Source organism: Vibrio sp. 1069 (genome assembly GCF_033340555.1).
This window is the reverse complement of sequence record NZ_JAWOWP010000002.1, coordinates 518689-540750: the sequence shown is the minus strand read 5'-3', so window position 1 is coordinate 540750 and position 22062 is coordinate 518689. Positions and strand designations below refer to the sequence as shown.

General features: G+C 41.5%; 17 protein-coding genes. All 17 read left to right on the top strand.

Annotation, left to right across the window (positions count from 1 at the left end; translation table 11 throughout):
* The first annotated feature begins 9 nt into the window (after positions 1-9).
* The 17 genes from tssJ to tssI all read left to right on the top strand — a co-directional run bounded on the left by tssJ (position 10) and on the right by tssI (position 22053).
* The gene (gene tssJ, locus R7040_RS05490; RefSeq protein WP_017820223.1) at positions 10-465 is read left to right on the top strand and encodes a type VI secretion system lipoprotein TssJ; all 456 of its coding nucleotides are present in this window, start codon (positions 10-12) and stop codon (positions 463-465) included.
* Between the two features lie 21 nt (positions 466-486).
* Complete coding sequence (gene tssK / locus R7040_RS05485; RefSeq protein WP_213895877.1) at positions 487-1812, top strand: type VI secretion system baseplate subunit TssK; 1326 nt, start codon at positions 487-489, stop codon at positions 1810-1812.
* Positions 1813-1823: 11 nt separating this feature from the next.
* The gene (tssL, locus tag R7040_RS05480) at positions 1824-3116 is read left to right on the top strand and encodes a type VI secretion system protein TssL, long form (RefSeq protein WP_064354827.1); all 1293 of its coding nucleotides are present in this window, start codon (positions 1824-1826) and stop codon (positions 3114-3116) included.
* 16 nt (positions 3117-3132) lie between these two features.
* Positions 3133-6651: a type VI secretion system membrane subunit TssM gene (gene tssM, locus R7040_RS05475; protein WP_318095469.1), complete on the top strand. Its 3519-nt coding sequence runs from the start codon at positions 3133-3135 to the stop codon at positions 6649-6651.
* Complete coding sequence (gene tagF / locus R7040_RS05470; RefSeq protein WP_005375944.1) at positions 6633-7328, top strand: type VI secretion system-associated protein TagF; 696 nt, start codon at positions 6633-6635, stop codon at positions 7326-7328. Before tssM ends, tagF begins: the two co-directional genes overlap by 19 nt.
* Positions 7329-7337: 9 nt before the next feature.
* Positions 7338-8132, top strand: a complete 795-nt coding sequence (locus tag R7040_RS05465; protein WP_005375947.1) for a PP2C family protein-serine/threonine phosphatase — start codon at positions 7338-7340, stop codon at positions 8130-8132.
* Complete coding sequence (gene tssA / locus R7040_RS05460; protein ID WP_318081114.1) at positions 8125-9240, top strand: type VI secretion system protein TssA; 1116 nt, start codon at positions 8125-8127, stop codon at positions 9238-9240. Before R7040_RS05465 ends, tssA begins: the two co-directional genes overlap by 8 nt.
* A 15-nt stretch (positions 9241-9255) precedes the next feature.
* Positions 9256-9786 (top strand): type VI secretion system contractile sheath small subunit, encoded by a 531-nt coding sequence (tssB, locus tag R7040_RS05455; protein WP_005375949.1) that lies wholly within the window; start codon positions 9256-9258, stop codon positions 9784-9786.
* The gene (tssC, locus tag R7040_RS05450) at positions 9786-11279 is read left to right on the top strand and encodes a type VI secretion system contractile sheath large subunit (protein WP_005375950.1); all 1494 of its coding nucleotides are present in this window, start codon (positions 9786-9788) and stop codon (positions 11277-11279) included. Before tssB ends, tssC (R7040_RS05450) begins: the two co-directional genes overlap by 1 nt.
* A 52-nt stretch (positions 11280-11331) precedes the next feature.
* Positions 11332-12843, top strand: coding sequence for a type VI secretion system contractile sheath large subunit (tssC, locus tag R7040_RS05445; RefSeq protein WP_025767712.1), 1512 nt, complete (start codon positions 11332-11334; stop codon positions 12841-12843).
* Positions 12844-12853: 10 nt separating this feature from the next.
* Positions 12854-13648, top strand: a complete 795-nt coding sequence (locus R7040_RS05440) for a type VI secretion system accessory protein TagJ (RefSeq protein WP_064354825.1) — start codon at positions 12854-12856, stop codon at positions 13646-13648.
* Positions 13649-13655: 7 nt separating this feature from the next.
* A complete protein-coding gene (gene tssE / locus R7040_RS05435; protein ID WP_017635621.1) occupies positions 13656-14120 on the top strand; it encodes a type VI secretion system baseplate subunit TssE in 465 nt (154 codons plus the stop codon).
* On the top strand, positions 14117-15940 hold the full coding sequence (tssF, locus tag R7040_RS05430; RefSeq protein WP_064354824.1) for a type VI secretion system baseplate subunit TssF: 1824 nt from the start codon (positions 14117-14119) through the stop codon (positions 15938-15940). Before tssE ends, tssF begins: the two co-directional genes overlap by 4 nt.
* The gene (gene tssG, locus R7040_RS05425) at positions 15937-16902 is read left to right on the top strand and encodes a type VI secretion system baseplate subunit TssG (RefSeq protein ID WP_047100996.1); all 966 of its coding nucleotides are present in this window, start codon (positions 15937-15939) and stop codon (positions 16900-16902) included. Before tssF ends, tssG begins: the two co-directional genes overlap by 4 nt.
* 10 nt (positions 16903-16912) lie before the next feature.
* On the top strand, positions 16913-19480 hold the full coding sequence (gene tssH / locus R7040_RS05420) for a type VI secretion system ATPase TssH (RefSeq protein ID WP_047100998.1): 2568 nt from the start codon (positions 16913-16915) through the stop codon (positions 19478-19480).
* A gap of 208 nt (positions 19481-19688) precedes the next feature.
* Complete coding sequence (locus R7040_RS05415; RefSeq protein ID WP_005375967.1) at positions 19689-20168, top strand: Hcp family type VI secretion system effector; 480 nt, start codon at positions 19689-19691, stop codon at positions 20166-20168.
* Between the two features lie 49 nt (positions 20169-20217).
* On the top strand, positions 20218-22053 hold the full coding sequence (gene tssI / locus R7040_RS05410) for a type VI secretion system tip protein TssI/VgrG (RefSeq protein ID WP_047101024.1): 1836 nt from the start codon (positions 20218-20220) through the stop codon (positions 22051-22053).
* Positions 22054-22062 lie beyond the last annotated feature (9 nt).

Here is a 22062-nt window from a genome sequence, read left to right as displayed (position 1 = left end):
ATTAGGGTGATGAAAAAGTTTTACCAATATATTTTGTTATTAATTTCAATGGCTTTATTTGGGTGCTCAGCAGCGAACCTAGTTGTTGATCCATACTCAGATTTAGAAATAGCAGCAAGTCATAACATTAATCCTGATTCAAACGGCAGGCCTTCTCCTGTAGTGGTGTATGTATTTGAATTAACGTCAAATACCATTTTCGAAAGCCAGGACTTTTTTTCTATTTATGAAGAAAGTGAAAAAGTCTTAGGACCTGATTTAGTGAATAAATATGAAGTTTCATTAACTCCAGGTCAGAAAGAAACATATCAAGCAAGTATGTCTCCAAAGACAGAATATTTAGGCATTGTCGTCGCGTTTCGAGATATTGAAAACTCAAATTGGCGACAAGTCATTAAAGTGGATAAGACCGGTTACAACACATATCAAGTATTGTTAGAAGATCTGTCTTTGGTCGTTAAATAACGTTTAGTTGGCTAATTATAAATGACGCAATACTCCAAGACGGCTTGGTGCGAAGGAATGTTTTTACGTCCCCAGCACTTCCAACAACAAGAACGCGCAACCTCTCAAGAATTCAAGGGCTTACATCAGTTAGGTGGGGCTTACAATTGGGGAGTTTGGAAATGTCGAGTAAAAAAACACGCGCTAAAAGATGGTCTTATTGAACTTGAGCATCTTGAAGCTGTTTTGCCAGATATGACGTTGGTTAATACGTTAATATCCAACGATTCAGTTTCGCCTCTACTTATTGATAAAAACACTGAAAATACGTTAGTAAAAATAACTCTCCCTCTTTCAAGTGTTACAGGTAAAAACGTTTCGGATGTAAGCGAATCGATCGTCTCTCGTTATGTACTTCAAGATATCGACGTGATAGATAACCTTACAGGACAAGATGAAGAAACCATCCAAGTTGCAGCCCTCAACCTTGAGTTGAAAGCGGGTAATGACAAATTAGCGGGTTATGTGGAGTTACCTATCTTAAGGATCAAAGAGGTAACTCCTGAAGGGGAAATTATACTAGACGATGAGTACGTTCCTCCGCTTATCAATCTCCTGAGCGATAAAGTTATGTCAGCTTATCTACGTAACGTTATCGCGATGACAAAGATGCGTGCTGACGTTATTGCGCAGCGCTTGATTAAGGGCAAATCTGCATCGGCATCTGCTGTTGATTTCATCATGCTCCAAATGTTGAACCGATATGAGGCGAAGTTAAAGCATTTCAGTGAGTTAGATAGGTTACATCCACTGGAATTAGCGACGACACTTAAAGGTTACATTGGTGAGTTAGCCACTTTTTCTAATAAAACTAAAAGAGTCCCAAGTTTGCTTGCGTATGATCACTTAGATGTATCAAGTGTTTATAGCGAGTTGAATCAGATACTCAGTCAGTACCTCAGTGTTGTTCTTGACCAAACTGCGACCAAACTTCCGTTGGAGCCTCGCCAATACGGTATTCAAGTGACGCCGCTTCCAGATAAACGCTTGCTTGAGTCATGCCAATTTGTGCTAGCAATTAAAGCAGATACCACAACAGATGAAATAAGACGCCTGGTCCCAGCGCAACTCAAGTTTGGCCCGGCAGAACAGATTCGCGATCTAATTAATAATCAGATCAACGGTATAAACGTAGTGCCGTTGAGTGTCGTCCCGAGACAGATTCCTTACCAAACGGGCTATGTCTATTTCGAAGTTGTCAAGAAAGGGCCATTTTGGATGAGGCTAAAAGATAGTGGCGGTATTGCGCTTCACCTATCAGGGCATTTTCCGAATGCTGAACTTGAGCTTTGGAGTATTAATCAATAGGCGCGCTCTGTATGGAACAAACGATAGTAAAACCAACACCGGGTGGAAGAGCACCCGCATCGAAACCACAATCAGAAGAGTCTGTGGATAATACCGTAGTTATCTCAAAAAGTCCTGAATTGGTGAACAATGATTCAGTGGTCGCTTATGGGAATAACTCTCTACTAGCAGAGGCGAATGGCCTGTTATCTATTATCGGTCAAATTCGCTCGACAGCGACTCATTCCGATCCGTTGTTTCTAAAAGAGACATTGGCACAAAAGCTTAGAGATTATGAGAACCGATTACGTCAGCATGACGTTGATTTGGATACCATTGATACAGCTCGTTATTGTTTATGCTGTTCACTAGATGAAGTTGTCCTTAACACCAATTGGGGTGGGAATTCATTCTGGAGTCACGATTCATTACTTAGCTCCTTCTATGCTAGCAGTCAAGGTGGGGAAGCGTTCTTTAAGCATCTTGATAAGTGCATGGCGAAACCAGATGTGAACTTAGATTTGCTTGAACTAATGTATGTGTGCTTATCTCTCGGGTTTCTGGGTCAATACCGTTTAGAAAAAAATGGACTGGAATCGCACCGGAAATTGAGAAGACAGGTTATTGCTACTCTTAAGACTTATGGGAGAGGAGTCCCTCAGGAACTAAGCAATAGTATCGACCAACACATTTTGAATGGCTCAAAGGCTTCTGATAGAGCTCCTCTTTGGGTTGTATGTTCTGTAACGGCGGCACTATTGGTCTGCATATATATGTATTTTAGTTATGAGCTAAATAAGGCATCCAATCGCACCTTTTCTCAATTAGTCAATTTGATTCAACCGCAACAACTTAACCAAGATGCAACGTCAGAATCAAAATCAGCGCCAATTGCAGAAAAGATTTCAATGTATCTAGCAACTGAGATCGGTAAGGGGCTAATCAATGTTGAGCCGCTGCAAGACAGGGTAAGAATTTCGTTAAAGTCTCAAGATCTATTTGAATCAGGTAGTGCTGATGTTGTCGCTTACATCCAACCCGTTATTTCTAAGCTTGCGAGAACATTGGAGTCGACCCAAGGCAAGATCATTGTTACTGGTCACACCGACGATAGGCCTATTTTCACGAGTAAATATCCCTCGAACTGGCACCTATCATTAGCTCGAGCCACTGCTATGTCTGAACAACTGATCTCGAATAGTGCATTAGAAGGGCGAGTGATACCCGAGGGATTGGGGGATGCAAGACCATTAGTTGAAAACAGTAGTGATGAAAACCGAGCTATTAACCGCCGGATTGAAATCGACCTTCTTGTCGCGAATTAATAATAGGTAGATAGAGATGCGTATTAAAGAAATTGGCAGAATATTTACTCAAAGATGGTTTCTCGGTCTTATAGGTGTCGCTGCTTGTTCTATTTTCATTTGGGTTGTTGGTCCACTTATTGCGATAGCGGGATATGAGCCCCTAAAGAGTGACTTTCAACGGCTAGTCACTATTCTAGTGTTGGTGTTGCTTTGGGCGATATTTAACGTTACCAAGCAGCATAAGCAAAAGGTGAAAGAAGACGAAAGTATTCAAACGTTGCTTGAGGTTGATAGCCTATCAGATAAAGAAGCGGCAAGTGAAATTGACTTAATGCGCGAGCGTATTGAGCAAGCTGTCAAAGTAGTGACGAAAACACACAAAGGCAAGAGAAGCTTGTATGACTTACCGTGGTATGTGTTGATTGGCCCTCCTGGAACGGGGAAAACAACCGTATTAAAGCAGTCGGGGTTAGAGTTTCCATTAGGAGACAACCTTGGCTCTGACTCTATTGCCGGTGTAGGTGGCACTCGCCACTGTGATTGGTGGTTTGCAAATAAAGCAGTTCTTATAGATACGGCTGGCCGGTATACGACACAAGACAGTCAAGAAAAGGTCGACTCTAAAGCGTGGCATGGTTTCTTAGGATTGTTGAAAAAGTATAGAACGCAAAGACCAATTAATGGTGCGATTGTTACGATAAGTTTAGCCAGCGTGATGTCTCAGACTCGAACCGAGCGAAATCTTCATGCTCGAGCAATTAAGTCGAGACTTCAAGAACTGAAAAACCAGTTAGGCATGCAGTTTCCGATTTACGTATTGCTCACCAAAATGGATTTAGTTGCCGGTTTCAATGAGTTTTTTGCCGATTTAAGTAAGGAAGAGCGAGAGGAATTATTTGGTTTCATGTTCCCTCGTGAAGTGGATGATGAAAGAGGCGTTATTTCTCTATTCAACAAAGAATTTCATGGCATGTTGGAGCGCCTTGATGCCCGTATGCTTAGAATACTTGAAACAGAGGACGATTTAGATAAACGCGCGCTTATCTTTGAATTTCCAAAGCAATTAAGAGTGCTACAAGCTAATCTTGACGAGTTTTTAGCTGAAATTTTTGCACAAAACAGTTTTGAAGAGCCTGCCTTGATTCGTGGTGTGTTTATGTTGAGTTCGGTTCAAGAAGGCTTACCAGTCGATAAGCTGATGAATGAATCAACCAATGGACTTGGGTTAAATCGTTTAGCTCTAGCAAAGAGTCAGACTGGCTCTCATAGTTATTTCGTAAAGAATCTTTTTGACAAGGTTATTTTCAAAGAGCAACTGTTAGGAACAGTTAATCGTCACTATCAAAAGCAGTCAGGTTGGATGCGTCGAGGTGTTTACATTGGATGTACAACGCTACTGCTAGGAGCTTCTGCGCTTTGGTTTATGAGTTATAAGTGGAACTCACAGTTAATTGTCGATACCAATGAACAAGCGAGCCATATTGATGCAATGATTGGCGCTCAAAGTTTAGATTTTGAAGCGGATATTGTTTCAGCTGTAGAAACATTAGATAGGTTGATGACGCTTCCTCTCGGAAAGCAAAGCGACTACGGTGATGCCGACTCTGTAAAGAGGTTTGGTCTCTATCAAGGAGACAAAGTGTCTCAGGCGGCAAACAATGCATATTCTGATGCTTTGACCCAATATTACGCCCCTCTGCTTCTTGATAGCTTGGTGTCAGAAATGGAGAGCAATCAACAGCATCGTGAGTATTTGTACGAAACGTTAAAAACGTATTTGATGTTATTCAATCCAGACAAATATCAACAAGATGAAGTGTTGGCTTGGTTTAACTTTTATTTCGAACGTCAATATCCGGGTGAGCTAAACGCAGACTTAAGAAGACGTTTGCTACAGCACACTCAATATTTATTAGGCAACGATGGACAAGGCTTTACTTACAACACTGCTGCCGTGACGAGTGCTCGAGAAGTGTTGACTCAAATGTCTCTACCTGAACGTGCTTATCAGCGAATGAAAATACAATTTTCTAAGAGTCATGTACCTTCATTTCGCTTGACTGATGTATTGGGACCTAAAGGGCTTGAGCAGTTCGAGCGAGCTAGTGGAAAACCGCTATCACAAGGCATTTCGGGTTTCTACACGTACAATGGTTTTCATAGCATTTTTCAGATTCAGATCAACCGTACAGTAAAAAGCCTAATGGAAGAGAACTGGGTTTATGGTGACGATCTTAAGGCTCATGAAATTGATCAAGATAGTGCCATCCAAGGCGTTCAGTCTCGATACTATCAAGATTATGTTAATGAATGGAAAACGTTGATCGAAGATATTAAATTGAAGCAGGCTCCGAGCCTAGAACTTGCGACAGAGCAAGCGAGGGTTTTATCTGGAGTTGAAAGACCAATCGAATCTTTGTTGAGAGCAATCCAAAAAGAGGTTGCTCTATCAAAAGTATCATTGTCAGAAAATCAAAAAGCCGCTTCTGAAGTTGCTGGTAAAGTTGCCAAAGTTAAGTTTTCAAATACGGCAGATAGACTAGACATGTATTTACCTGAAGAAAACGGCTTCAATGTTGCTCTGCCAGGTAAAGAAGTCGAATCGCATTTTTCAGAGATCTTACGCCTTGGTGAGCAAGACTTTGATGATATTCAACAAGCAATGGTTAACTTGCGTTCGTATTTAAGTGACTTATCAAGCTCTGGTAACAATCAGAAAATTGCCTACAAAAGTATTTTAGATGGAACCGTTACACAAGATGTCGCAGCTTCCTTCGCTCGTGCTAAAGAACTTTTGCCGAGACCATTTAATCAATGGCTAGGTGAGCTTTCTCAAGAGTCGGTTAAGTTTGCGGAGAGCGGTTCGAAGGATCATCTAAATCAACTTTGGGTAACACAGGTGGTCCGCCCTTATCAGCGGACTATTGCTGGCAGATATCCATTCGAGTCCAACGCGAGCAGAGAAGTTAGATTGAAAGACTTTAAGCGATTCTTTGGTTATGGAGGTACGCTTGACGCATTCTTCCAAGAATACCTCGAACCGTTTGTGGATACTTCGAAAAGTCGTTGGCGATTAGAAAAGGAAATTGGAGTTCGTCCAGAAACACTAATGGTCTTTCAAAGAGCGCAACGTATCAGGCAGTCTTTCTTTGAATCTGATAATTCATTACGCGTAGAGTTTGGGATGAAGCCTGTTTATCTAGACCAGCACATTACTCGATTTGTCTTAGAGTTGGGTGGACAAGATTTGGTTTATAAGCATGGACCAGCAAGAGCTAAATCGTTGAGTTGGCCTGCCGGTCAAGATCAGACTCGAATTGTGTTCACACCACCTGAATCTAAACGCGAAATTGCGCATACCTATGAAGGTGAGTGGGGCATATTCAAGCTTTTGGATCAATCACTTAAAGCAAGGCCAGAATCGCGTAAAGACAATATAGTTATGATTGATTTAAAGGGAAATAAGGTGCAGCTAGAGCTTATTCCTTCTAGTGCCATTAATCCGTTTTGGTCAAATGAAATGGAGAGGTTCAGATGTCCACGAACCTTATAACATCAGGCTGGGGCTATATCGGTAAAATGCCTGCAAAAGGGGACTTTGTGAAAGATGGTTTATCACAAGATTTCTCGGAGCGTTGGCATGATTGGCAACAGGCGGTTATTGCAGTCAGCAGGGAACAACTGGGTGAAAGCTGGAATGAGCACTTTTTAACGGCTCCTGTGTGGCACTTTGCTTTGGATATTAGCTATTTAGAAGACTCAACCTACATTGGTAGCATGATTCCTAGTGTTGATGCATGCGGTAGATACTTTTTCTTTACTATAGCTCGTGCCGTAAAAGGTGAAGCTGCGCAATATTGGGGTGACAGAGCTTGGACCGAGGACAGTGCCGCTCTTGCTCTTTCAGTACTTGAGGACGACTTTGTCTTTGATGTTTGGCATAAGAGTACTCAAGAAAAAAATGACCTCGTTGCGAATGTAACAAGTGAAGTGAAGCCTCTAGAGTTTCTTTATCAAAGCCAAATATCTACAGTTTTTCATGATCACGGCAATACTGATCAAAACACGCTTTTGAATTACCTCATTAAAGAAAAATTGAGTAAACCATGTTTTTGGTGGACTGAAGGTTCAACGAAGGTTGAACCATGCATGTTCATTACTAGTGGATTTCCTTCAATTGGTCAGTTTTCAGCCATGCTTGATGGCGGCTGGAAAAAGTGGAATTGGTAGGATAGAAGAATGAATTGGAACTATTTTACCTTTGCTAAATCGCACGCAGGAAAAGTACGCCCTTATAACGAGGATGCTCTGTTGGATATGACAGAACAGCATATTTGGGTGGTTGCCGATGGAATGGGTGGACACAGTGCTGGCGATATAGCAAGCCAGATGCTAGTGGATAGAGTCGCGCGCCACATGCAGGATGTCTCCAATACTAATATCGATGATATCCGAAGAGTGGTTCAAGAAGCGAACTTAGAAATTTACCAATACGCACAAAATCACTTAGACGGTAAAACGATGGGAACAACACTTGTTTTGTTGTTTATTCAGGATGGGTATTACCACTGTCTTTGGGTGGGTGATAGCCGAATTTACCAGCTTAGAAGTGGTAATTTTGTCCAAAAAACACGTGATCATAGTCAAGTCATGGACTTAGTGGATCAGGGCTTATTGGCATTTGAAGATGCCGAATCGCACCCTCTTGCAAATGTTATTACCAGAGCTGTTGGGGTCGACGAAAGTGTCACTATTGATCAAGTTTCAGGGCAGTTGGCTGACGGCGATCAGTTTCTACTCTGTAGCGATGGACTCTCTAAGGAACTTACGAGTGATGAAATTCATCGGACATTGTATGCAGACTCAGTCAACCAAGCTGGATTAGCGCTCATGCATTCGGCTTTGGTTCGGGGCGCAAGTGATAACGTAACTTGTGCTTTGATCAAAGTTCGCCAAGCGCAAACGGAGTGCGAAACAGTAACTAGAGAAGACGCGACGATACCTGTCTTTCTAAGAGGGAGAGCTTATGAGTAATGAAATGTTTGATTGGTATGAACAAGCGTTGGCTCCTATATCTCAAGAAAATCCTACAGGTATTGATCCTAGAGAGGATGTATCACCACAGTCTGCTTACTATCGGTTGAAAGATCAGCGTATGGCCGCCCGCAACGCTGAACGTAATGCTCTTATAGAAGAAGAAAGTATCTATACCCACAGTAATTTATGGCGAGTATTTATTGAAGATGTCCCAGAAATACTCACGAATCAGTCTAAAGATTTGGAATTTGTTGCCTGGCTTATAGAAGCCCTAACTCGATTGTATGGTTTTCGTGGTATGGGCGTTGGCTACAAACTCGCAACCAGTTTAATTGAGAACTTTTGGGATGATCTGTACCCAATGCCTGATGAAGATGGTATTGAGACAAGAATATCGGCGATTATTGGCCTCAATGGTATCGATAGTGAAGGAACACTTATTTTTCCAATTGCTTGTATACCATTGACTGACTTAGGCGTGGAGCAAGCTTATGCCTATTGGGAATATCAGCAAGCTATAGAGCTTGAGCGCTTAGACGAAGATAAGCGCCGAAATCGAGTCGAGCTTGGGGCTGTTGAGTTATCTGAAATTATAACTACGGTTAAGTCGACTTCTGATACGTTTTATCAAGAATTAATCACGGATTTGGAGTTCGCTACAGAATCATTTAATGAATTCAGTCAGCGATTAGATGAAGCGGTCGGTGATGTGACTCCTAGCTCTTATATATCAAAAAGACTTGAATCAATACACGCGGCATTAAAGCGCCTTCTAGGAGATCGTTTTAATCAACCACAAGCAGTGATTGAAGAGCTAGAGGATCTTGATGAATCTTCTTCTGAACAACCGTTAAGTGCACAAAGTTGTGATGCATTATTAGCGACAAACATGAAATCACGAGAGCAGGCAATTAGACAATTGCAGCAAGTAGCTGATTTCTTCCGAGAGAGTGAACCTCACTCACCAGTTTCTTACTCCATCGAACAGATCATTCGTTGGTGTGGGATGCCTCTGCCGGAGTTACTGGCGGAACTTATCTCCGACGGGGATGCAAAGAAAAGCTACTTCCGTTTGGTTGGCATAGCAGAACAAAATGAAAATTAATAAAGGGAGAATGGTATGACGAGTATCCACTCGAAACTATCACGAGTACGGAAGCCTCGTGTCCACATTACCTATGATGTTGAAACTGAAGGTACAACTCTTAAGAAAGAACTGCCTTTTGTTGTAGGTGTAATGGGTGATTTCGCTGGTCAAAACACAGAAGCGTTGAAGCCATTAAAAGACCGCCGTTTTATTCAGATCGATCGAGATAACTTTGACGATGTACTCAAAAAAATGAATCCATCGGTGAAGTTTAAAGTTGCGAATAAGCTTGCGAATGACGATTCACAGTTTGAGGTCGATTTAAACTTTAAATCAATGCAAGACTTTGAGCCTGCTGCGATCGTAAATCAAGTTGATCCACTACGCCAATTGATGGAAACGCGTAATAAACTGCGTGATTTGATGACAAAAGTTGACCGCTCAGAAGAGCTTGAAAATATCCTAGAGGATGTTTTGAACAATACAGACAATCTGGCAAGACTTGCAGGCGAGTTAGATCTTGGCAAGAAAGCGAAGTCAGACAGTACTGAAGGAGCGGAATAATGACGACTGAAGCTGAAAAACAGTTAGATCCAACTGTTAATGAACAGACAACTTCATTCTTAGATCAAGCTATTGGTGCGACTAAGCAGACCGAAGCTTCTCGTGCTGAGGAGCTGATTAAAACGCTCGCTGAAGAAGCAATGAAAGGGACAGTTACTTGGAACAAAAACCTAACAGTAACTTTTCGTGAAGCGATTAATTTGCTCGATAGGCAGATTTCTGATCAGTTGTCTGAAGTAATGCATCACCCAGAATTACAGAAACTCGAAGGTTCTTGGCGCGGCTTAAATTATCTAGTGATGAATTCAGAGACCAGCTCTACTCTGAAAGTTCGCATGATGAGCATGACCAAGAAAGAGCTACATAAAGACTTGAGCAAAGCTGTTGAGTTTGATCAAAGCCAGATCTTTAAAAAGGTTTACGAGTCTGAGTTTGGTAGTGCTGGTGGTGAACCGTATGGTGCATTGATTGGAGACTATGAGTTTACCAACCACCCAGAAGATATTGAGTCGTTACGCCTAATGTCAAATGTAGCGGCTTCTGGCTTCTCTCCATTCTTGTCCGCGGCTTCACCAGCACTATTCGGCTTTGATGAGTGGACTGAGCTGTCAAAACCACGCGACCTAGATAAGGTATTTGAATCACTAGAATACGCCCAATGGCGTTCTTTCCGCGAGAGTGCCGATTCGCGCTTCGTTAGTCTGACGATGCCAAAAGTCCTTGCTCGTTTGCCATACGGACAAGCTACCGCTCCAGTCGAAGAGTTTGGGTTTGAAGAGTTCGAAGTAGATCCTGTTTCAGGTATTGCTGTTAACGCTGAACATAACGACTACTGTTGGATGAACTCTTCGTATGTTCTTGGTGTTAAGTTAACCGACGCATTTTCAAAATATGGATTTTGTACTGCCATCCGTGGTGCAGAAGGCGGCGGTCGAGTGGATAACTTGCCAACGCATTTCTTCATGAGTGATGATGGCGACCCTGATATGAAGTGCCCAACAGAGATTGGTATTACCGACAGACGTGAGGCGGAGCTTGGTAAGCTTGGTTTCTTACCGCTTTGTCACTACAAAAACACCAACTATGCAGTGTTCTTTGGTGCGCAAACCTGTCAAAAACCAGCGAACCATGAATCCCCTGAAGCAACGGCCAATGCGGCCATTTCTGCCCGCCTACCTTATATGATGGCAACATCTCGTTTTGCGCATTATTTGAAAGTAATGGCTCGAGATAAAATTGGTAGCTTTATGGAAGCAGAAGACGTTGAGTCTTGGCTGAACCGCTGGATCCTAGGTTACGTCAATGCTTCTGAAGGCGGTGGTCAAGAGATCAGAGCGAAATACCCTCTAGCAGACGCTCGTGTTCAGGTTAAGGAAATTCCTGGCGCACCTGGTTCTTACAATGCCGTAGCATGGCTGAAACCTTGGTTGCAAATGGAAGAACTGACTACATCTTTGCGACTTGTGGCCAAGATCCCTCAGTCAGGTGGATAAGAAACGAATTGGCTGGTCGAAAGGCCAGCCATGACCAATCTTTATGTTCTAGATGGAATTAGCAGTGTCACTTAACTTTCGCGACCCTAGCAAGCTAAAACATGAGTTCAGTACCGGAGGCTACGCTGAACTTGATAGCCCGTGGTTGACTCGATTCAATGAATCTTCTGATCTTGTATCGTCAGCGCGAATTTGGCTAGAAGGTACACGTTCAAGAGATTTGGACAGCTTTCGTCATAGTGTGATGAACACAATTAACCGCATTGATGAGCTATTAGAATCTCAACTAAATGAAATATTACATCATCCTGAGTTTCAACAGCTCGAAAGGGGGTGGGTTGGAGTTAGGTATTTATGTGAACAGGTTGATTCTCGTTCATCGGATTCTGTAAAAGTTAAGGTTTTAACGGCGACATGGAATGAAATCAGTAAAGATGCTTTAAAAGCCATCGAGTTTGACCAATCAGCACTATTTAAGTTGCTCTATCAAAATGAATATGGGATGGCAGGGGGAGAACCCTTTGGTGTGGTGGTTGGAGATTATCAGCTTCGCTGTGATCCTAGTAAAAATTATTTTGATAGAGATCTGTCTGTGTTGAGTAAGATCTCTCAGTCTGCAGCTGCAGCATTCAGCCCATTTATCATGTCTGCATCGCCAGAGATGTTTGGTGTTGATAGTTTCGCTCAACTCTCTGCGATAAGAGATATAGCGGCCCAATTTGAACAGGAAGATTATGCAAAGTGGCGTAGTTTGAGAGACAACGATGACGCTAAATTTATTGGTTTGACTGCACCTAACGTCTTGTTCCGTCAGCCATACAAAAGTGATGGCTCGCGGAATGATAAATTCAATTTTCAAGAACACATCTACGACTCCAATCGAGATTTGCTATGGGGGAGTAGTGCGTACTGTTTTGCTGCCGTATCAATTAGAGCATTTCAGGAACATGGTTGGTTCACGCATATGCGAGGGATTAAACAAGGCGATTACAGTCAGGGTATTATCGTCGCTCCTACAAGGAGCAAGATGCGTGTTAATGGCAAGAATGATCGTGAAAGATGTCCGTTAAACTTGAAAATCTCTGAGAGAAAAGAACAAGAATTGTCTGAGTGCGGTTTTATTTCTATTTCTCCAATACCTGAGACCGATATGGTGGGGATGACCTCGAATGTATCTCTCTACAAGCCCAAACAATACGCAGAAAAGCATATTTCAACGAATGCAAAACTGACATCGATGTTGCAATACACATTGTGTGTATCGCGAGTCGCACATTATCTCAAGGTTATGGGGCGTGACAAAATTGGTGGGTATCAAGACGCAGAAAGCCTAGAGCGTGACTTTCAACGCTGGTTACATCAGTACACTACCGCATCAGATGAAGCGTCTGATGAGCTTCGAGCTAAATACCCCCTAAATGAAGCGAAAATTACAGTTCGAGAGAAAAGAGAAACTCCTGGACATTATTACTCAGTTATCCATTTGCGACCGCATTTTCAACTCGATCAAATGGTATCTAGCATTAAATTAATTACCGAATTATCACCAGAGCACATGGTGTAAGGAAATAACAATGACTCAATGGAAAAATGCTTTGTCCCAAGGCCTATTGCAACACGCTCTAGAGCAATTAATTGATGAAATTAAAGCAACCCCTAAAGATGCGAGCTTGAGAAGTTCCTTCATTGAGCTTCTTTGCATTGATGGGGACTTCGAGCGTGCGGACGCTCAGCTCATGCAATCGATTAAATTGTTTCCTGAGTATCTGCCTGGTGCAAGTCAGCTACGACATTTAGTGAAAGCAGCTCAAGCTAGAAAGGATTTTATCAATGGTGCGGCTAGTGCCAAAGTATTAGGTGATGAGGAATTAACTAAAGAGCTTGTTCGATTTAATCTTGCTCTCGGAAATCAAGAGTACGAAGAAGCGTCACGTCTATCGCATCGCATTGAAGAGCATCGTACTATTAAAGGGTTTAACGTAAACGGCACAAACTACGAAGATGCTAGAGATATTGATGATCGTTTAGGTGGTTACATTGAACTGTTTTCTACAGCAGGTAACTATTTTCTTGTACCCGTATCGAGCATCCATACGCTAGAAGTTAAAGCACCTACTTCTTTGTTAGAGAGTATTTGGCGACCTGTCGAGTTTGATATCGATGGACTTGGTGAAGGCGAAGGCCATATGCCGTTGACATATGTTGACTCAGAGACCGATGCGCAAAAGTTAGGTCGAGAAACGGATTGGAAGCAGATTGGTAAGCAAGAATCTTTTGTTGGCTTGGGTCAAAAATGTTGGTTAGTCGGTGACTCAGCGCTTCCAATCTGTGATTTGACTACATTATTAGAACAGAAACAAATAGCGTAGAAATATCATGTCGTTAACCGTTTCTCTGCTCGACAAATTGATAGATAGTGATCCTCTCACTCGAGATGAGAAAGACTTCCCTGCAAGCCAGCAACAGATGTTGAGCAGCTTACTTAGAGATCTAGAGTCGATGCTGAATAGTCGTATTGGATGGAAAAACATTCCTGATGATCTTCTAGAGGTTCGTTATTCAATATTGAATTATGGGCTGCCAGATTTTTCCTCAATGCCCTATAGCAGCCAAGAAGGGCAGAATCAGCTTTGCGACATCGTTCATGATGCAATTAAAGAGTTTGAGCCGAGGTTAAGGAACCCTCATGTCCAGATTTCGGACGAGAAAAACGCTATTGATAGGGTATTGAGGTTACAGATAAATGCCACTTGCTTAATTGATAACAGTATTCATGAAGTGCGATTCAATTCTGAAGTAGAGCCGGTAAATTTAGGTATGAAACTGAGTAGAGCAAAATGAGTGAAGAGTTTCTCAAGTACTATAATCGCGAGTTAGCTTATTTGCGTCATAAAGGGCAAGAGTTTGGGGAGCAGTATCCTAAGATTGCTGCGAGACTTCGTATTAGTGAGGAACAGGTTGACGATCCACACGTAGAAAGATTGTTAGAAGGCTGCGCATTTCTAACAGCAAGGATTAGACAAAGCTTAGACAATAGTTACCCTCAGTTTACAGAGTCTTTGATGGGACAGTTATATCCGGATTTTCACGCCCCAATCCCGTCAATGTCAGTCATTAAAATGAGCTGTTCTAACTCCACTTCCTCTTATTTTGATGTAGAAGAAGGCGAGCGAGTTGTTATCGGTGCTCCTGGATATCATGAGTGCGAGTTTAGAACTTGTTATCCGGTCAGAATGTATCCTGTTGATGTGACCTATGGCGTTTTTAAAAATGCGCCTTTCAAGCCAGTTGGCTCACGATGGGAAAGCAATGCTCATTCAGTTTTGAAAGTACAGCTCACGGCTCAAGATGAAGAGACTCCTCTTGGTGAAATGGGGGTAGAACGGCTGCGCTTCTATTTAAACGGTCAATCTCAATTGACTTTTAAGCTCTACCAAATGCTGTTTCAAAACCTAATTGGTTTATCTGTTGTTGTGGATGGCAAAGAAGTTCGTCCTTTAACCAAAAGACATCTTTCTGAAGTGGGATTTTCAGAAGATGAGAAAGTTGTGCCATACAGTAAAAGAAGCTTTTCAGGAGCAAGATTACTTGTTGAGTATTTGCACTTTCCTGAGAAGTTTATGTTCTTTGATATCACCGAACTTGGATTATCAGAGCTAGATCTTAGAGAGCAAGTCGAACTGTATTTTTACTTTGATACCAACGATGACTGGCTTCCAAAGCAAGTGGACGAAGAAAGCTTAATGGTAGGCTGTGTGCCTGTGATCAACTTATTTAAAAGTATTATGGAGCCTAAGCGTATTCTACCAACTGAATACGATTACCACTTGTCTCCGCAATACCAAGAAGCTGAAAGTAATGAGGTTGTCTCAATTTCTGACGTAACGTTGAGAAACTGGAACAAAACGTACCACAATTTGCCATGTTATCACGCTGGTGAGCACACGCATTATACGAACACTAGTGAGATTTATTGGTTGATGAGACGTGAGGATAAGAACTGGGCTGGTGGGTATGATGAGCCAGGTAGAGAAACTTACATTTCTTTTGTTGATAAAAAACATCAATTGTTCAGCCCGGATAGCCGGGAAAACTGGTTAATGTACGTGGAAGCTGAGTGCTGTAACCGCAACTTAGCGCAGAAACTTCCATTTGGAGGTGGGCTGCCGCAAGTATCTTTACCGGAGGTAAATGACAATTTCGAATCTGTTCGTTGTTTAGTTTCTTTATCAGAAACTATTCGGCCAGAAATGGATGAAAGCACACGATGGCAGTTAACTAAGCTTTTAACTTTAAACCATTTTACCGAGGAAGATGGTTTAGCAACTTTGAAGCAGACCCTTAATCTCTATGCATTTTCTGGGACAGCAGAAACGAAAGCGGTAATCGATGCTTTAACTAAGTTAGAGTTTGAGCCTACTACAGGAAGAATTAGTCAGAAAGGCAAAGTTGGATTTGCGCACGGTATAAAAATTATTTTGACGGTTTCTGATCAAATTTTACCTAAAGAGCAGATCTTTCTCTTAGGTAGTGTTTTATCTGTTTACTTCTCGCAATATGCTGAAATTAACATTTTTACGCAGTTAGAAATAAGAATTAAGTCCACGGGAAAGTCTTTCCACCTATGGCCCGCATTAACTGGCGATAAGGTGTTGCTATGAGCGCGGAACAATTTTATCGAGAATTAAAGCAACATCCATTGTTTGAAGCGATTCATCTTATTGAACACGAAGTTCTGCAAGCAGAGGCGCAAATAGGAACAGATGCGTTACCGAAGCATGAAAAGCTAAACTTAAAGGTTAATCCATCATTAGGTTTTGAAAATGCTCAGCTTTGTGAACTGAAAAATATAGATGACAGCAAGTTAGAGATTGAGACCAATTTAATAGGCCTAACGGGTGAGCAAGGTGTGCTTCCCCAGCACTATAGTGAATTAGCTTTACATCGCCAAAAAGAAGGCGATACGGCTATGGTGGACTTCTACGATATTTTCAATCATCGCTTATTATCTCTTTATTATCGATGTTGGCAACTGAGTCAGCTGACTGTTCAGTCTCGTGCGCATGCGCAGGGCGCGCGTTCGCCGTTAGAAAGCTGTAAATCGGCATTAACTGGGAAAGGGAGTTCACTGTCCCGGCACTATGGTGGTGTGTTTGCTTCACCAGTGAGAAGTAAAGGTGGACTGAAAAGTATTCTTGAATGTTTATCTGGATGCCAAGTAAAAGTTCATGAATTTCAAGGACAATGGTTACACCTTACGAAAGAAGAGCAAACACGCCTTGCATCCCGAACTATGCCTGAAGGGCAGTTTGCTCAACTTGGTGTAGGAGCTTCTTTGGGTTCGAAAGCATGGAATATCAACGCGGGGACAACAATAGAATTTCTGCCAAAAGATAAACAGCTAGTTAGTAAATTGCTTCCTAACCAACCCAATATAGCAATCATTAAGAACGCTGCTTATGAGTTGATTGGAAAACATAAACAACTGAAGTGGCAGCTCACCACCAAACATAGTTTGCTACCACAAGCTTGTTTATCGAAACAGCAGGGGCAGTTAGGTATTGGTTCTGTGCTTAAAAAACACGAACGTACAAAAGATCGAACTATAACAATTACTATTTAAAGGAAATGTAATGGCTTCACTCTCACTTTCAGCGTTGGTCGAAAGATTGTCTCCTCAGGCTAAGGAAACACTTGAACAGGCAGCTGCGATGGCAAGCTCCCGAACTCATCACAGTATTGAAATGTCTCACTGGTTAATGATGATTATCCGCCATCCTGACGATATTTACTCTGAAGTTTTTGACGAATTTGATGTCGATAAAATCAAGGTTGAAACCGATATTCAAAAGGCATTAGAAAAATACAAAACAGGATGCCAGTCGGTGCCTGGGCTATCAGCTCATACGGTGACTGTTATGCAAAATGCCTTGTTGTCTGCAACCATTGAATTCAATCAAGAACAGTTGGGGTGCATCCATCTTTTATTTGCCTACTTGTCTGATGATACGTTAGTCAACATGGCTGGTTCGATTAGTCCTGAACTAAACAAGATAGAACCATCTCGCTTATTGAACTTTAAAGAAAGTAATGCGCCTCAATCAAGATCGAATGACTTAGCGCAGTCAAACGCGAATTCCGCCTTGAATCAATTTACAACAGACCTTACTGAGCAAGCTAGGGAAGGTAAAATAGATCCGGTGATTGGTAGAGATAATGAAATTCGCCTAATGATCGATATTTTATTAAGACGCCGACAAAACAACCCGATTCTTACGGGAGAAGCTGGTGTTGGAAAAACAGCCGTTGTTGAAGGTTTGGCGCAAAAGATCATTGATGGCGATGTACCTCCCGCTCTGCAAAATGTGGCAATTAAGTCTCTGGATTTGGCGTTACTGCAAGCCGGCGCAGGCATGAAAGGTGAGTTTGAAAACAGGCTTAAGAACCTTGTGAAGGAAGTAAACGACGCTCCACAGCCTATTATATTGTTCATTGATGAAGCTCATGGCCTAATTGGCGGTGGTGGGCAAGCGGGCCAAGGTGATGCGGCGAATATTCTGAAGCCAGCATTAGCGAGAGGTGAACTCAGAACGATCGCAGCAACAACGTGGGCAGAGTATAAAAAGTATTTTGAAAAAGATGCAGCTTTAACTAGGCGTTTTCAAGTCGTAAAGGTTGATGAGCCTGCCCCTGAACTCGCGATCGAAATGTTACGAGGCTTACTTGATGTAATGGCACAACACCACGATGTTCATATCACTAACCAAGCTCTCAATGCAGCGGTCCAACTGTCAGCTCGATACATTAATGGTCGTCAACTGCCAGATAAAGCGGTTTCTGTTTTGGATACGGCCTGTTCTCGAGTTGCGTTAAGTCAGTCATCTACACCGGGAGGCCTAGATGCGAAAAGAAACAAACTTAAAGCAAAGCAAGCTGAGTATGAGCATCTTAGCCAAGAGAGTCGGCTAGGAGCATCTCTTGATGTGCAGCTGCAAGGTGTCCGAAAAGAGATTGATGCGCTATCTAATGACATTATTGAATTAGAAGTACTTTGGGAAAAAGAAAAAGAATGGGTAAATGAAGCTAAGTCACTTAGAACCCAAATAATCCAGGAGGGTTCTGAAACTGCTAGAGACAAGTTACAAGAGCTTGAAAATAACCTTTCCGCTAACTCACAGCCCTTAGTTTTTTCGCATGTAAATGAAGCGCTAATCGCAGAAGTTATTTCGGATTGGACCGGTATACCGCTAGGTAAACTTCAGGATGATGAAATCCAAGCAGTATTGGGTTTGAAAGAAAGTTTGTGTAAGCGAGTTGTCGGGCAGGATCACGCTTTAGAGCTCATGTCTGAAGTGATAAAAACCGCGAGTGCGCAGCTCACGGATGAGACACGACCAAATGGTGTATTTCTCCTAACCGGACCAAGCGGAGTGGGTAAAACCGAATCGGCTTTGGCGATTGCAGAGAAAGTCTATGGTAGTGAAGAAAATGTCACGACTATCAATATGTCGGAATTTAAGGAAGAGCATAAAGTCTCATTGCTATTAGGTTCTCCTCCTGGTTATGTCGGTTATGGAGAAGGAGGTGTACTGACTGAAGCTGTTAGACGTAAACCTTATAGTGTAATTCTCCTCGATGAAATGGAAAAAGCGCACCCTGGTGTTCAAGATATTTTTTATCAGGTGTTTGATAAAGGCTCAATTAAAGACGGTGAAGGTCGAGATATAGACTTTAAAAACACTATTATTATTATGACCGCGAACACAGGGACCGAAACGACGATGTCTTTGTATTCTGATCCTGATTTATCTCCTGAGCCGTCAGCACTAAAAGATGCTTTACGCGATGATTTGTTGGTCGACTTTAAACCTGCATTTTTAGGGCGTGTGAACGTATTACCTTATTTGCCTCTATCAAGAAAATTATTGATAGAAATAACAAAATTAAAGTTGGATAAAATTACGACTCGTATTCGTAAGCACTATAACGCTGACCTGTTTTTTGATGAGGAACTAATTAATGATATTGTAGACAATAGCAATGAGTCTGGCAGTGGTGCGCGTGTGGTACAAACAACCATAGAAAATACATTGCTTCCGAAGATTTCTCATGAAATATTGCATGCAATTCTTAATGATAAGACGTTTGATGAAATTATTGTTAAAGGTACAACTAGTGGACTTGATGTCTCAATAGTTTAACATCCTTTACACTCTCAATAATAATTGGGAGTTGGTTCATATTAACTATTATTTTTTATAAAAAACGCTTAAATTAAATCTTATTTAAAGATATAACAGGGCGTATTTAAAATGAAGTTTTTGATACATTAATCACTAATTATCACCAAACGTCAGATAATTAAATTACTACGATATATGTCAATTAATAATGCTATAGGAGATTAGCATGCAGTCTAATACGTATCTTAAATACGCAGATATTAAGGGTGAGGCAACAGCCGAGCAATACAAAGATTTGATTACACTACTATCTGTAGATTGGAGTGTAGGTCGTGAGATCTCATCATACACTGGTACAGCGATGGACCGTGAAGCGAGCGCTACTCGTCTATATGATTTGACTATCACTAAACTTCAAGACCGTTCTTCTCCTGACTTATTTAAAGAAGCGACGATTGGTAAAGGTAAACCAGCGGTTTTCCATATTACTAAGCAGGGTGAGAAGGTTGAAGAGATCATGAAGATCGAACTGACTGATGCGATGATTTCTAACTACTCAGTTTCTATCCAAGACGATCGTCCAGTTGAAACTATCACAATTTCTTACACAGAAATGATGATGACAGTGACTCCTACTGACGATAAGAACAACACTTCTGCTCCATTGGTATACGGCTACAGCGGTGTTAAAGGTCAACAAATGTAATTTTCATGCGGGGGAGTATTCCTCCGCATTTTTTTGAAAGAAGTATTTAATGAAAAGAGCAACTCAAGATAACAATTTCATCCGAATTTCTTCCCCATTCGGTAAAGATGCCATCATACTAAACTCGTTTGAGTATAGAGAAGAGATCTCAGAACTTTTTTCATTGCGTGCTAAAGCTTACTTTAATGATCAACGAAGTGAGTTAAACGAAATTATTGGTAAGGAAGTTACCATTACCCTTGAAAATAATGAGGATGTTTCTTCAAATCCTCGTTATATGCATGGTTATGTTTCTGCTGCAAGATTAGAAGGGAAAAGGGTTTCTAATACACATAAAGGCGAAAATTATAAAAACATAGAATTATTAATAGAGCCTAAATTACGTTTCGCTGAATATCGAAAAAATTGCAGAATATTTCAGCATAAAGATATAAAGGAAATTATCTCTGAAGTACTATCGGAGCATAGTGTTGCCTTTAGTTTTGAGTTAACCAAGTCCTATCCTAAATACACATACAAAGTACAATATGAGGAATCAGATCTTGAATTTGTTCGACGTCTGTTATCGGAGGAGGGGCTATCATTTTGCTTTACACATACTAAGTCTGCCCATACGCTCAATATTTTTGATGACATCAGTTTTTATAAGCCGGGTACTGAGTTTTTAGTCGATTTTGATACAGGTACGGCGAAATCTAGCCACATTTCTTCTTGGCATGAAACGCAAATTCTGACTACTAAAGCGAGTCAAAAGTCAGGCTATAACATGCTCAAGCCTTCTTCGAATCCTAAAAATACTGCAAAGGGTGAAAGTGATTTTTTTACAGTACCTGGAAGCGAGTATTTTGAATACATGGGTGAAATGGAGAGCAATGATCAATACGCACTGAGAAACACGCATGCAATAGAAGCACTACAGCAAAATGCATATTTGTGTCGTGGCGAGGCTACGTGCAGAACATTCAGTGTGGGCAAGTGCTTCAAGTTTAAAAAGCATGAAGATAAATCTCGAGTCGGCAAAGAATATGTACTGTCTTCTGTTTTTTTGTCTGCTGCTGTTTATAACCAGACTGGTCAAGGTGGGACCGGTGCGCAAGGTGTCAAAGTCTCGTTTAGTTGTGTTGACTCAAAGACAATCCTGCGTCCTTCAGTTAACTACCCGAAACCTCAGATGAAAGGTTTGCAAACCGCAGTAGTTACGGGGAACAAAGATGGTGAAATTTACATAGACAAACATGGCCGTATCAAAGTTCAGTTTCACTGGGACCGTGTTGGTAAATACGATGTAAATAGTTCATGTTGGATTCGTGTTGCGCAAAATATTGCAGGTAACGGATGGGGGTCGGTGTTTCACCCTAGAGTCGGACAAGAGGTCATCGTCGAGTTTGTTAACGGAGACCCTGATCAACCAATCGTTACGGGGTCACTATATAACGGTAGTCAACTCCTTCCTTACGCTTTACCAGAGCAAAGTTCTCAGAGTGGTTATAAATCACGCTCTGTACAAAAAGGTACATCCAATTTTAATGAGTTGCGCTTCGATGATAAGCCTGGTGAAGAGCACATTTATCTTCATGCTGAAAAACTGTTCCAAATGCTAGTTGAAGACTGTGTTGATATCGCCGTTGAAAACAGTAAAACCGAAAAAGTGACCAATGATGTTAATCAAGAGGTTGGTCAGAACGCGAGCTTGAAAGTAGGTAAAAACTTTTCGAATGAAACGGGTGAAGTACTGTCTTTTAATGCAGGAAAGAGCGTCGAGATCAAAGTAGGTGGTGCTTCTATTCAGATGTCTAGCTCTGGAGAAATCAATATCAAAGGTAATAAAATATCCATCAACGGCTCAGCTATTGCTCTTAAAGCTGGGCAAATTTCATTGAACTAAGGTGATTTA

Coding starts and splice junctions, on each gene's coding strand:
- tssJ (WP_017820223.1), top strand. CDS start 10: ATGAAAAAGTTTTACCAATATATTTTGTTATTAATTTCAATGGCTTTA.
- tssK (WP_213895877.1), top strand. CDS start 487: ATGACGCAATACTCCAAGACGGCTTGGTGCGAAGGAATGTTTTTACGT.
- tssL (WP_064354827.1), top strand. CDS start 1,824: ATGGAACAAACGATAGTAAAACCAACACCGGGTGGAAGAGCACCCGCA.
- tssM (WP_318095469.1), top strand. CDS start 3,133: ATGCGTATTAAAGAAATTGGCAGAATATTTACTCAAAGATGGTTTCTC.
- tagF (WP_005375944.1), top strand. CDS start 6,633: ATGTCCACGAACCTTATAACATCAGGCTGGGGCTATATCGGTAAAATG.
- R7040_RS05465 (WP_005375947.1), top strand. CDS start 7,338: ATGAATTGGAACTATTTTACCTTTGCTAAATCGCACGCAGGAAAAGTA.
- tssA (WP_318081114.1), top strand. CDS start 8,125: ATGAGTAATGAAATGTTTGATTGGTATGAACAAGCGTTGGCTCCTATA.
- tssB (WP_005375949.1), top strand. CDS start 9,256: ATGACGAGTATCCACTCGAAACTATCACGAGTACGGAAGCCTCGTGTC.
- tssC (WP_005375950.1), top strand. CDS start 9,786: ATGACGACTGAAGCTGAAAAACAGTTAGATCCAACTGTTAATGAACAG.
- tssC (WP_025767712.1), top strand. CDS start 11,332: ATGGAATTAGCAGTGTCACTTAACTTTCGCGACCCTAGCAAGCTAAAA.
- R7040_RS05440 (WP_064354825.1), top strand. CDS start 12,854: ATGACTCAATGGAAAAATGCTTTGTCCCAAGGCCTATTGCAACACGCT.
- tssE (WP_017635621.1), top strand. CDS start 13,656: ATGTCGTTAACCGTTTCTCTGCTCGACAAATTGATAGATAGTGATCCT.
- tssF (WP_064354824.1), top strand. CDS start 14,117: ATGAGTGAAGAGTTTCTCAAGTACTATAATCGCGAGTTAGCTTATTTG.
- tssG (WP_047100996.1), top strand. CDS start 15,937: ATGAGCGCGGAACAATTTTATCGAGAATTAAAGCAACATCCATTGTTT.
- tssH (WP_047100998.1), top strand. CDS start 16,913: ATGGCTTCACTCTCACTTTCAGCGTTGGTCGAAAGATTGTCTCCTCAG.
- R7040_RS05415 (WP_005375967.1), top strand. CDS start 19,689: ATGCAGTCTAATACGTATCTTAAATACGCAGATATTAAGGGTGAGGCA.
- tssI (WP_047101024.1), top strand. CDS start 20,218: ATGAAAAGAGCAACTCAAGATAACAATTTCATCCGAATTTCTTCCCCA.